This window comes from Alkaliphilus transvaalensis ATCC 700919, from assembly GCF_000621485.1.
GTDB classification, from domain to species: domain Bacteria; phylum Bacillota; class Clostridia; order Peptostreptococcales; family Natronincolaceae; genus Alkaliphilus; species Alkaliphilus transvaalensis.
In genome coordinates, this window is sequence record NZ_JHYF01000009.1 from 229,121 (window position 1) to 241,584 (window position 12,464).

At 33.7% G+C, this 12,464-nt stretch carries 11 protein-coding genes; 1 reads left to right on the forward strand and 10 read right to left on the reverse strand.

Annotated features, from left to right (window positions below):
* Window positions 1-133: 133 nt before the first annotated feature.
* A complete protein-coding gene (locus T335_RS0108660) occupies window positions 134-964 on the reverse strand; it encodes an ion transporter (RefSeq protein ID WP_026477200.1) in 831 nt (276 codons plus the stop codon).
* 309 nt (window positions 965-1,273) lie between these two features.
* A complete protein-coding gene (locus T335_RS0108665; RefSeq protein WP_026477201.1) occupies window positions 1,274-2,731 on the reverse strand; it encodes an FAD-dependent oxidoreductase in 1,458 nt (485 codons plus the stop codon).
* A gap of 275 nt (window positions 2,732-3,006) precedes the next feature.
* On the opposite strand from T335_RS0108665, the gene T335_RS0108670 reads away from it, so the two are divergent.
* The gene (locus T335_RS0108670) at window positions 3,007-3,609 is read left to right on the forward strand and encodes a TetR/AcrR family transcriptional regulator (protein WP_026477202.1); all 603 of its coding nucleotides are present in this window, start codon (window positions 3,007-3,009) and stop codon (window positions 3,607-3,609) included.
* Between the two features lie 103 nt (window positions 3,610-3,712).
* Here T335_RS0108670 and cls read toward each other — a convergent pair whose 3' ends face one another.
* The 8 genes from cls to tatA form a co-directional block, all read right to left on the reverse strand.
* Window positions 3,713-5,254 (reverse strand): cardiolipin synthase, encoded by a 1,542-nt coding sequence (cls, locus tag T335_RS0108675; RefSeq protein WP_026477203.1) that lies wholly within the window; start codon window positions 5,252-5,254, stop codon window positions 3,713-3,715.
* A 130-nt stretch (window positions 5,255-5,384) separates the two neighbouring features.
* Window positions 5,385-6,158: an MBL fold metallo-hydrolase gene (locus T335_RS0108680; protein ID WP_026477204.1), complete on the reverse strand. Its 774-nt coding sequence runs from the start codon at window positions 6,156-6,158 to the stop codon at window positions 5,385-5,387.
* Between the two features lie 313 nt (window positions 6,159-6,471).
* Window positions 6,472-7,236 (reverse strand): ATP-binding protein, encoded by a 765-nt coding sequence (locus T335_RS0108685; RefSeq protein WP_026477205.1) that lies wholly within the window; start codon window positions 7,234-7,236, stop codon window positions 6,472-6,474.
* Between the two features lie 17 nt (window positions 7,237-7,253).
* Entirely contained in the window at window positions 7,254-7,427 is a 174-nt protein-coding gene (locus tag T335_RS22240) for a Mut7-C RNAse domain-containing protein (protein ID WP_156943657.1), read from the reverse strand.
* A complete protein-coding gene (gene cooS / locus T335_RS0108695; RefSeq protein WP_026477206.1) occupies window positions 7,427-9,349 on the reverse strand; it encodes an anaerobic carbon-monoxide dehydrogenase catalytic subunit in 1,923 nt (640 codons plus the stop codon). Before cooS ends, T335_RS22240 begins: the two co-directional genes overlap by 1 nt.
* A gap of 38 nt (window positions 9,350-9,387) precedes the next feature.
* Complete coding sequence (locus T335_RS0108700) at window positions 9,388-9,855, reverse strand: 4Fe-4S dicluster domain-containing protein (protein WP_026477207.1); 468 nt, start codon at window positions 9,853-9,855, stop codon at window positions 9,388-9,390.
* Window positions 9,856-10,167: 312 nt separating this feature from the next.
* The gene (locus T335_RS0108705; protein WP_242837269.1) at window positions 10,168-12,102 is read right to left on the reverse strand and encodes a sigma 54-interacting transcriptional regulator; all 1,935 of its coding nucleotides are present in this window, start codon (window positions 12,100-12,102) and stop codon (window positions 10,168-10,170) included.
* A 191-nt stretch (window positions 12,103-12,293) separates the two neighbouring features.
* Window positions 12,294-12,461: a twin-arginine translocase TatA/TatE family subunit gene (tatA, locus tag T335_RS0108710; protein ID WP_026477209.1), complete on the reverse strand. Its 168-nt coding sequence runs from the start codon at window positions 12,459-12,461 to the stop codon at window positions 12,294-12,296.
* Window positions 12,462-12,464 lie beyond the last annotated feature (3 nt).

Consider the following 12,464-nt stretch of genomic DNA (forward strand, 5'->3'; position numbering starts at 1 on the left):
ATTGCTAGGCTTATATTACAATATATTTTAGAAATTAAGACGATTGTAAGCTTTAAAAGACATAATTTCCTATGTATTATAAACAATTAACGCTGATGAATACCTTTATAGGACTTCGTCAGCGTTATCTCTATCAGTTAACTTGATCAAAAGAAGCGCCACATTTAGAACAATATTTATCATCTGATCTATAGGCCTCCCCATTACAATTTTGACAAATTTTAGTTTTAGTCCTTTGATTATCTTTTGCCGTATGGGCTAATTCATGGGAGATGATACCCGTTGGTACTGCCAGTATACCGTATCCAACAATCATCAACAGGCTGGAAATAAGCTTACCCATGGATGTCTGGGGAGAAATATCGCCATACCCAACAGTAGAAACTGTAACGATAGCCCAATACATTGATGTAGGAATACTAACAAATCCATTGGCAGGCCCTTCTATAATATACATTAATGACCCTACTATTACGATGATGAATACTATTGTAGAGAGAAAAACAGTTATTTTGGCTCTACTGGCTTTTAAAGCCCGTAATAAATGACTTGACTCATCAATATACCTTCCCATTTTTAAAATACTAAATAGTCTTAGAAGCCTCAAAATTCTAATTACTACTAAAAATCTAACTTGTGGCATAAAAAAACCTAAAAATGCTGGTAAAATAGCCAATAAATCTATGATACCAAAAAAGCTAATAAGATAGCTCATCTTATTTTTAATGATATAAACCCTTACTAAATATTCAAATGTAAAAATTACAAGAAAAAACCAGCCTAATATATCAATTAATGTACCATAGGTATATCTTATCGTATCAACACTTTCAGCAATGATTAAAATGCTGTTAGACAGAATAATTAAAATCAAGATAACGTCGAAGGCTTTTCCCTCTGGTGTATCGGCTTCAAAAATGATGCTATAGAGTTTTTCTTTTGTTTTCTGATTAATAATTGACAATGAACTAACCTACCTTCTTCTATGTAATTCTCCTTCATAAGGATTAAAAAAGTCATTCCTTTTACTATTATTCTCCATAATATTAGCATATCCTTCGTGTCAATTATTTTATCACAATTTAATCCAATTAAATTGATTATCTACTTATGTTGAAACTGATTACGTAAAGTTTGCTTTTATTAAAATAATCATTTTAGGTCTTTTCTATTGGTTATAAAAATAATCCCCTTATCAGTTTGGACAAGGGGATTATTTTTTATATTTTTTCTTGTTTTATTTTCTTGTTTTAATTTCTTGTTTTATTTTTTCTTATTTTACTTCTCTAGCCGCTTCTCTTCCTGCTAATCTACCTAAAGTGAAGGACATGGTTATTGAAGTACCACTTGCAGGGTAAACTTGATAGTAAAGCTGACCATTAGCCACCTCACCTGCTGCAAATAAGCCTTTAATAACATTTCCTTCTGTATTTAAAACTCTACCTTCTAAAGTAACTCTTGGTCCCCCAAAAGAACCAATCATAGCTGGTGTCACCTTTACTGCGTAGAAGGGACCTTCTTCAATTGCATTTAATCCTCCAGCTTTACCAAAGTCTTTATCTTCTCCTAATTCAGCTAATTCATTATATCGTGCCACAGTTGCTACTAAGTTTTCTGTTGGTAAACCAATGGCCTCCGCTAAAGCTTCAATTGTCTCACCTTTAAATCCATAGCCGTCCTCAATGCCTGACTCAATCACTTCTGCTGGTGCATTTTTATCAAGAATTGTGTAATAGGCATCATAACCATTATTAGCCATAATATCAACTACAACAGCATAATGTTCATTTTCCTGTACAAATCTCTCTCCATTGGGATTAACATATAATCCTGGTAGAAAAACTAGTCCACCTAAAGGCGTTGTATAGGGATAATCTGGCCCCATTCCTTTAAAACCAATCACACCATCTTTTGATAGAATATCTGCGCCAATTTCCCTTGCCATTACTAAACCATCCCCAACGTTACCAACAGCAGAGTAGGAAGTATAACGATTAGCCACTGGTGCGTATTCTGCTATCAATTGGGGGTTACGATCATATCCTCCTGTTGCTAAAATAACTGCTTTAGCATTGATAATAACCGTTTCTCCATCTTCATCTATTTCTGCGCCAACTACTTCATTATTATCATTTACCAGTAGTTTTGTTGCTGGTGCATTTAGAAGAATTTCGACTCCTTTTTCTCTTGCAGTCTTTTCTAAAGGTTGAATTAATCCCATACCTCTACCTTCCTTTGGTGTATGACCCCTAAGGGCAGGACTAACCCCTTGAGGAGATAAAACATCTGAGAACTCAACGCCTTGCTCCTCTAACCATGCAAAGGTTTCACCTGAATGGGATGCGATGTAATTAATTAAATCTACATCAACATTACCTTCTGCCATCTCAATCCAATAGGATGCTAAGTCTTCCCATGTTTCTGTAACCCCTTGTTGCTTTTGAATTGGTGTTTCAGCCCCATACATAATTCCCGCAGAAATTAAGGTACTTCCACCAAGATAAGGCATTTTCTCAACTAATATAACAGAAGCTCCCTCATCAGCTGCTTCAATTGCAGCCCCTAAGCCTGCTGCTCCTCCACCAATTACCAATACATCTTTTTCTATTACTCTACCTTCAACTTCTTTATTCTCTACAACAGTTTGGTTGTTAGAAGTTGTGCATCCTGCTAAAAGCCCTACCATTAACAAAACAGAAATAAAGATTAAAAATCCTTTTTTCCTAAACATTTGAATTCCCCCTAAATTTTATTATGCATGCATGTATGTATAATACGATTTTATTATATATTTAAACTTATAATAATTCAAGATATTTTTTTAACAATTTAATTTCTCCCTTTATATAGCCGTTTCATCTTAATATATATCTTTAATCACTTAATAATTATTAATTTGTTAAACATGCGTCAATGTATAGACCCCCTATCTATTTGATAACAATTGTGTTAACATATTAAATATGCTAAAATAAAAAAAATCTCAAATTTAAGGTGGTCCATTTTATGATACCTGTAGATACAAATGAAAAAAACTTGGCAAATGTTTTAGTTCAAAAAGCCCTTGAGATATTTTCCCTGAAGGGATACGCTGCCACTAATCTTACGGATATTACAAATGCCCTTGGCATTTCTAGAGGTCCTATTTATTATCATTTTAAGGATAAATTGGGCTTATATAAAGCCGCCTTTCAACACTATGAAACAGATCTCAGGCAAACCCACAAAGAAATCATTGCTCAAGATCTACATATCATCAGTTTTATTGAAGCTGTTGTCTATGACTGTGCTGAAAGACACACCAAATATGGCCTTAATTTCTTTTTTGGAATTGATACCATAGAAGAATTAGCTCCTATAAAAAAACTTCAAGACAAACTTATTGAAGATATTTATCAAGAAAAGATTCACTACGTTATTCGTTCAATCGAAAAAGGTGAAATAAGAAGAGCTACTGATCCTAAACAGATAGTAGATCTCATATACCTTGTTTATTTTGGACTTTATAATGCGATTCAAATTAATATGCTAGAGGATTATAGTGAAAGGGAGATTAAAAACCTCATTAGAATTCTGCTATCAGGTATTGAAAAGTATTGCTGTGATTAATAAATAAATTAACATATTTTCACCAAACAAAGAAAGCATCGGATATTAATCATAATTGTGCTTAATATCCGATGCTTGTTTTTTATATTTTTTCTTGAGTTTACTACATTAAGGGTGCAAAAACCCGTAGTATAGAGCGACCTAATGACCTATACCAGCTAACACCATTCACCTCATCTAGTGTAATTTCTTTGCAAATCTCCAGGGTCTTATGAAAATCCTTCTTCATCTCCATAATGGCTCTATTATGATACATCCACACTCCACACTCAAAGTGTAAATGAAGACTTCTGTAATCCATATTGATTGTTCCAACAACACCATAATCATCATCGGAAACATAGGTTTTCGAATGGATGAATCCAGGAAGATATTCATATATTTTGACACCACTTTCAATAAGGATTCGATAATAGGATTTTGTAACAGAATGAACATACCATTTATCAGGAAGATGGGGAGTAATGATCCTTATATCTACACCTCCCTTTGCGGCAGAGGTTAAAGCAGTTACCATTTCATTATCTATAATTAGATAAGGGGTTGTTATATAAACATATTTTTGTGCTTTATTAATTAAATTCAGATATACAATTTCCCCTACGGTTTCTCCGTCTAAAGGGCTATCAGCAAAGGGTTGAATATAGCCATCTCCATCATTAAATTGAATATCTAGCTGAGAAAAATCAAACTTGTATTGATCAAAGTCTTCTTTAATTCCCCTGAGGTAACCCCACATAGAAAGGAACATTACCGTCATACTCCATACTGCTTCTCCTTTTATCATGACTGCAGAATCTTTCCAGTGACCATATTTTTCCAACCTGTTAATATATTCATCCGCTAAATTAATCCCCCCCGTAAAACCCGTATGTCCATCAATGATGGTGATTTTACGATGGTTTCGATTATTAAGCTTAGGTGATAATATAGGAATTAAAGGATTAAATACGCTACATTTGATCCCCATTTTTTCAAGTTTTTTGTTGTATCCATAGGGTAGGGTAAATAAACAACCAACATCATCGTAGATAATACGAACGTCTAAACCTGCTGCTGCCTTCTCTACTAATATATCTAATATACTATTCCACATTTCTCCTTCTTCAATAATAAAGTATTCTAAGAAAATATATTTTTCTGCTTTTCTTAGCTCTTCTTTAAGTTTTTCATACTTCATTTCTCCTATTGAAAGGTATTCACTAGTGGAATTTTTAAAGGGTGGATAAAAGGCGTAGTTTTGTATATATCTCGACTGGTTGGCTGCAGTTTCATTTTTTGCTTTAATCTCCTCTATAAGATCATCTTTTATAGGAAGCTCTTTTCTAGTTTTTTCTCCTATGGATCTCATCTTTTCCTTTGCTCGTCTACTCAATTTTCTTCCCCCGAAGAAAAGATAAAATAATCCCCCAAAGATAGGAAATAGTAAAATGGGAATAATCCATGCAAGCTTGTAGGCTGGATTCATTTGGTTATTAATGATCCCCAATACAGCAACAATACTAATGACAATGCTTCCTCCATAGAAAAAAACAAAGTAGTTATTAAATCTTAAGATTACTGCAATCAGAACAAATAGCTGTAGTAAAATTGCCACAGCTACAAAAATACTTCTATGAAATAAAAACTTTTTTAGGAATTTCATTTTGCTTCAGCCCTCTTAAAGATATATTTGTCTTAAGTGTGTTTAATTCTTACATAGTTACCCTATTATTATTACGACTATACCATACTTCTTTAGTCCAGTAAATATCTAACTATACTTAAATTTTATATTATAATATTATTTCTATTCCTTCATAGCAATATTTACCTACACCTTTAATAAGTTTACCCTCTTTTTCTGCCTGATTAAATATTTTGTATACTTTATTTAAATACTCCTTCCCGAAGTGAACCTCATAGTGTCCTGAAAATACACTTGAAATTTCAGCCTTCCTCTGAATCAATTTTTCTAGTGAAGTGAGATATTCCTTTGGATTATTATTGGAAGCACCACAATACAAAGCTCCCTTATATATAAAATCACCTACAAAAAGATAGCCTGTAGTTTTATCTAAAATGCTGATAGAGTCAGGAGTGTGACCAGGCGTATGAATAATTTCCAATTTCCTGTTTCCTAAATCAATGATGTCTCCATCTTCAATAACAGTTCCACCTTCACCATCATATAGTTGATATTTTTCCACTTCAAAATTGTTAGGAATATCTTCTTCAGAAATACCTCTTACCATTTCAGTTTTTATCATATCTAGAGGTGTTAGTTCTCCTGTTTTTAAGAGTGTCTGAGCCTTCTTATGGAAATACACTATATCAAATTCGTCATGATTTCCAATATGGTCCCAATGGGCGTGGGTTGTAATGACACACCTTTTTTTATTATCAATCATCTCTAAAAGATTCCCTAATTTATAAAGTCCCATTCCACTATCAATACATACATTAAATTGTTCACCTATTAAATAATAGATATTAGTTTTTTCATAATGTTTATTTTCACTAATGATATATGTTCTTTTATCCAACTGTCTAATCTCAAACCAATTCATTGATATACACCTACCTAACACGAATTATTTATTGGTATTTATCATAGCCCTATCACCTTATACAAAATTAGTACCTTTTGAGGTAGTGGATCGTAGCACTTCCTAGAGCCATTATATCTTATAACTCTGCCATAAGCCTGTCAGTGTTTAAAAGTAATTTTGTTAATTCACTTTTACTTTACTTTTTTATAAATTAACGGTTTATATTTAGTGGCATATAAATTAACCCCTACTGTATTCTTAATTTACAATAGGGGTCTTATTCTATGATCATATCAAATTATTATTAAACTTAATTGACTGATATTCTTGGTTAATTCCACCTTTCAATAATTAAATCGATGGTTTTAATTAATTCCTCATTTACAAAATCAGCAGGTGACTTTCCTTCTAAGTCTGCAGTAGATACGGCACTGCTATATGGAATTACAGCTAAAAATTCCATCCCCTCTAAATAGTTTTCAATTAGCTTTAATTCATCTTCGTGCCTTATCTTATTGGCAATAACATAAACTTTCTTTACCCCAATATCATTAGCCATGTCTCTAACATTAATTGCTGTTTCAAGACTTCTTTGTCCTGGCTCAACCACCACAATAAAAGCGTCTATCCCTTGGGCTGTCCCTCTAGAAAGATGTTCTAAACCTGCTTCCATATCAATAATAACGGTCTCTTGTCTGTGAACAACTAAATGATTTAATAATCTCTTCAATAATTTATTATCAGCACAATAGCAACCAGCTCCACCTTTTTTTACTGTCCCCACAGCTAAAAAATCTACCCCTTTATGGTGTATTGAAAAACGCTTTGGTATATCGCCGACAAAGGGATTTAAAGTATAAAGTCCTTGTCCTGTATTTTCTCCTGTCCCCATTTTTTCTTCTATCAATTTTTCCATTTCCGCAATTGGTTGGCCTTTCTGATTTTTAATATCTATCCCTAAAGCAGCAGCAAAGTTTGCGTCGGCGTCGGCGTCAATTGCCAGCACCTTATAACCTCTATCAGCTAAACGTCTTGCCATTAAAGAAGAAATTGTTGTTTTACCTACTCCACCTTTTCCAGTTACTGCAATCTTCATAAGCTTCCTCCTTTCTATTAAACCCATTTATAGATTCTTTTACATTTACTACACAGCTTTAGCGTCTTTAATTCATTTTCTGATATCCCTTCAATCTTCTTTTTAATATACGCCAATTTTACAACTTTAATCGGTGTACTACACTGAATACAGTGGTTAATCTGGTCATATTCCTTAATATTAAAGGTCATTAAATCCCCTCCTCTATGGTGGAGGTAATCTTTAAAGCTGCTCTTTTTTCTTCTATCACTTGGATTAATTTGGCTGCTGCTTTTTCTGGTTCCTTCTCAACGATAAAGTAGCCATCTACAATATCCTTTAGCCCAGAGGTCAAGACATCTGTTACAAGAGGGCTTCCTTCAACAGGTGGCATCACACCTATATGTAAGGGTACCCCTAATCCCGCTACCCAAGTTCCAATGGCAATGGCCTTTTCACTCATTACTTCTGGCGCCGATGCAACCAAAGGTAGTTGATGAAGATCGATATCAAGTTCATTCGCTAAACTTACTGCTAAATCTACACCCCTACTATTATCAACACAAGAGCCCATGTGCAGTACAGGTGGCAAGGGAGCTTCTAAGCCTGCCTCATTCCCCAATAGAGTTAGTACAGCTTTAAGACTTTCTCCTGCATAACGGTTGGTGGCTTCTGAGTTCATTAAAGCATTCTGGGCAAAAGCACCTGCTCCACATCCAGTTGCCAATATTAAAATATTGTTGGCTAAAAGTTCTTTAGCCATTGTAACAAAGTTATGATCTTGTGTAATTTTGACATTGTTGCAACCTGCAAATAAAACAACACCCCTTATATTTCCATTAACAATATTATCAATAATGGGACTTAAGGGCTTTTCCTTATTGATCTTACTTAACAGACCTACAATAGACTCTGTGCTAAATCCTGCAATAATTTTATTCTTACCTTCTGGAATTAAAACCTTTCCTGTATCTCTTCGCTTATAGGCTTCGATTGACTGCTTAACGATCTCTCTAGCATTTTCTTTTGCATGTTCATCATGAAGTTCTAAATGGGTAGCCCCCGGAATCTTAGCATCTGGCATTGTTGTAAATAGCTTTGTATGATAACAGGAGGCAATCTTAGATAAGGATGGCATGATACATTGTACATCCACCACCATTGCTTCTAAGGCTCCTGTTAAGATGGTTAGTTCTTGAGAAAGATAATTTGATGCCATAGGAATTCCTCTTCTAAGTAAAACCTCATTCCCTGTGCAACAAACCCCTACAATATTTATACCAGCAGCAGCACCAGCTTTGATGGCTTCTTCCTGCATTTCATCAACAACATCAACAATAATTTCACTTAATAAAGGATTATGCCCATGAACAGCAATATTGACTGCATCTTCTTTAATAACCCCAAGATTAGCTTCACTGATTACAGGCTCTGGTGTTCCAAATAAGACATCTGAAAGATTAGTAGAAATTTGCATACCCGTATAATCTCCTAAAGAACATCTTAAACCTGCCAACAATAGGTTTACAGGGTCTGCATCGGTCCCTAAATGGGTTCTTGACATAATATCTGTTACAGAAGATTCGATATTATTTAAAGTTACCCCTAAATCCCTAAGCTTATCTAACCTTTTTTTAGGGATACTATTACTTAACCAAGTACAGGGCTCTTCTTCAATTCGAGAATAATCGGTTAAGCTACCATAGGCAACTTCTTCTGCAATTTGATAAAGATCTTTACCTTCAATATCAATATTCATTTTTTTAGCGATGTTCATTAATTTTTCTGCATCTTTTATTTGATAGCTTTTTGATGTCTTTTGAGCCACATGTAAAAGGGTTTTAGCAATCTCTTTACCATGTAGCGAATGGGCAGCAGTACCAGACGCCATCATTCTAACTAAATTTCTGGCTACAATTGTATCTGCATTAGCACCACAAATTCCCTCTTGAGGACCATTTCCAAATGGGTCTATACGACATGGCCCCTTCATACAGATTCTACAGCAAATCCCTTTTTCTCCGAAACCACAGAGGGGTTTCATTTTCTCGTAACGATCCCAAACCAGATCAATTTTTTCTTCTTGTGCTTTATTAATTAAGCATTGATTTGAAGCATTAGAGCATTTATTCACTTAGATCATCCTCTCTATTTAGAAATATCTTTTTATATCTAAATTAAACGTAGGGCCTTAGTCGGACAGGCCAGGTAACAAAGAGGGGCTTCTTCATTTAATTGTCTATCTCTACATAGATCGCATTTATTTGCTACGTTTTTATTTTTCCCATCCTTTATTAAAGGGCTCATGCTTATAACTCCATAGGGACATCCCTGCTGACATATACCACACCCTGTACATTTTTCTTCATTTAATAAAACGACCCCATTCTCTATTTTAGCTATCGCTTTGGTGGGGCAAAGCTTTTCACAAAAGGCATTCTCACAATGTCTGCAGTAGGCTGGAATGATTTCATCTAAGCCCTGAGTTACGATAATATTAGGTACGACTGTTCTCTTTTCGCTTTTATTTTGTGTTTGATAGATAGAAGCCTTTCTTGACCCACAGGCCAACTCACATCCTTTACAACCCAAACAACGAGTGGGGTCAGAGTCAAGAAACTTCATTTTCCTTTGATCCATAGAATCCCTCCTTAAGAATTTTTATACGAATTTTCATAATAATGATATATCGCAATATTTATGCCAAGCTTAATTTCTAGGGCTGAGTCAATAAGATATTATGTCGTTGTCATTGTCTAAACCCATTGTTACTGCCCCTTATGGAAGACTTAAATGATTTTAATTTATCAAAATAGGTTTCCTACTCACTAATTGAAAACTAGTTCAAAAAGAAAAAAACTGTAAAAAAGAAATTTACAATGTAAAATTCCTTTTTACAGTTTTACAGTTTATTTTTACAGTTCTGTACTGTTTATCCCTCAAAAATGATGTTTAAATTTGATACCTTTTTAATTTGTTATAAAGGGTTTGACGGGTAATCCCTAATTTTTCTGCAGCTTGAGTTTTATTAAAATTACATTCCTTTAGAGCCCTAATAATCTTCTCCTTTTCAGATGGCATTACTTCTTGAATTGTATTTGAAGCAGGAAAAATAACCCCTGCAGTAATGGATAATTCCTTTACAATATCATTTTTAGAAATAATCTTCCCTTCTGAATTGATGGCTAATCTTTTTATTAAATTCTCTAATTCACGAATATTACCTGGCCAATCATAATTAATCAGTTCTTTCATTCCCTCTTCGCCGACTTCTTTTAAGTCGATTCCAGCTTCTCTACAAAAATCCAATAAAATTTTATTAGTAAGACTCGGTATTTCTTCCCATCTCTCTTTTAAAGGTGGTAGCGTAATATTAATAACATTTAATCTGTAGTAAAGGTCTTTTCTAAACTCCCCCCTTTGAACCATTTTTTCTAGATCTTGATTGGTAGCTGCAATAATTCTAATATCCACTTTTCTAGTGGTAACACCACCAATGCGTTCAAATTCTTTTTCTTGTAAAAAACGTAATAATTTTGATTGTGTTTCTATTGGAATCTCTCCAATTTCATCTAAAAAAACCGTACCCCCATCAGCCAATTCCAACTTCCCAAGTTTCCCCTTTTTATTGGCACCAGTAAAGGCACCTGCTTCATAACCAAATAATTCTGCTTCAAAGAAGTTTTCAGGTATGGTGGTACAATCTATGCTTACAAAGGGATTATTTCTTCTAAGACTTTCCTTATGAATTACTTTAGCAAACATACTCTTACCTGTACCACTTTCTCCCCTTAATAGTACTGTAGTATCTGTACTGGATACTTTTTTCATATACAAGATAACTTCCTTCATTTTTTCAGACTTTACCGATAGATCATCTATATCGTTGACACCTTTACCTTTTTCCATAATCTTGTGCTTATAATATTTCATTTCTTTCTCTAAAAAAGAGATTTTATCTAATAACAGCTTAACAAACTCTGATTCTATCGGAATTAATTGTCGTAGTATTCCCTGTTCTTCATCAATGGCGCTTTCAAATATGATATATTCATTATTGTTAATAGCCTCCTGCCAAATAGCAGCATTACCAGTTCTTAAGACTTCTTCATATTTACTGTTCCAACTTAAGGCTTTTGTACTTCTTTTTTCAACTTCATGGGAATTAATATTTAAAATTTCTTGATATTGTTTATTAACTTTTATAACCACACCATTCCCATCTATTAAAGCTAAGGAGTTTGGCATATTGTCTAACATTTTTTTATTAAAGTCATTTATTTCAAGAGCTTTTTTTAGAGCTTTATTTAAACGCAGATTAATATCATAAAAATGTTTTGTCCTATTTTCTATTTTATTGTAGCTTTTAGCTAACTTTAATGAATGAAGGGTTAAATTCATCATATTATCTTCTTTTTTTAAGTTATCTATAACTGAATTAGGATTTAAACTATCTCGTCTAGGTGTTAATTCAAATTCACAATAGTCATCACCTAAAGCATTGCACTTTGATTCAACGGCATCCATATTTTGTCCACATATATTACTAATGGCACCCGCCAATATTCCCCCTTCAAAATAACAAATAGGGTCTCCTATATATTCCATTTCGCCACAGGTGAAGCATTCGTATAACTGAATAATAATTTTGTCGTTGGAGATCAAAATAATCCTTACTTGCCCTATACCTAATTCAGCCATTTTTTCCCTTAGCATTTCATAGTCAGTGATATTTAGCCTTTTCCCGAAATTTTTAGCAGTATTATAGTAGATTTCTTCCTCAACAATTTTAACATCCTTTTGGGAATTAAGAACCCCAATTAAAGATTTAATTCTCCCTTCAATAGGGTCAACACTTAACATTGGACTGGTTTCTCTAGCAGACAAAATATCCCCCCTCCATACATTTCAATGAAGTAAACATACAAGCCTATATATCAATTTATAATCAATCTTTTATAAAAATCATTATTACTAATTATATTATAGCATACTTCATAAAATTTTTGGAATTGTGTAAAATTAGTCACAAAACACCCCTACTGTCAATTCAGTAGGGGTTTATCCTATTTGTTCACTTACTCATCATCCTTAAGTTCTTTAGTGATGCTGGTGGAATGGGCTTTAAATTCCTTTAGGGCTTTACCAACTGATTTCCCTATTTCAGGTAATTTAGAAGGACCAAAGACTACAAGGGCAATAATTAAAATTAAGATTAATTCGGTTGTGCCTAATCTTCCAAACATATA

What these genes read in the sequence shown, in the direction of transcription:
- cls (WP_026477203.1), bottom strand. Translation starts at nt 5,254, where the DNA reads ATGAAATTCCTAAAAAAGTTTTTATTTCATAGAAGTATTTTTGTAGCT.
- T335_RS22240 (WP_156943657.1), bottom strand. Translation starts at nt 7,427, where the DNA reads ATGACCTTTAATATTAAGGAATATGACCAGATTAACCACTGTATTCAG.
- T335_RS0108685 (WP_026477205.1), bottom strand. Translation starts at nt 7,236, where the DNA reads ATGAAGATTGCAGTAACTGGAAAAGGTGGAGTAGGTAAAACAACAATT.
- tatA (WP_026477209.1), bottom strand. Translation starts at nt 12,461, where the DNA reads ATGTTTGGAAGATTAGGCACAACCGAATTAATCTTAATTTTAATTATT.
- T335_RS0108680 (WP_026477204.1), bottom strand. Translation starts at nt 6,158, where the DNA reads ATGAATTGGTTTGAGATTAGACAGTTGGATAAAAGAACATATATCATT.
- T335_RS0108700 (WP_026477207.1), bottom strand. Translation starts at nt 9,855, where the DNA reads ATGGATCAAAGGAAAATGAAGTTTCTTGACTCTGACCCCACTCGTTGT.
- T335_RS0108665 (WP_026477201.1), bottom strand. Translation starts at nt 2,731, where the DNA reads ATGTTTAGGAAAAAAGGATTTTTAATCTTTATTTCTGTTTTGTTAATG.
- T335_RS0108670 (WP_026477202.1), top strand. Translation starts at nt 3,007, where the DNA reads ATGATACCTGTAGATACAAATGAAAAAAACTTGGCAAATGTTTTAGTT.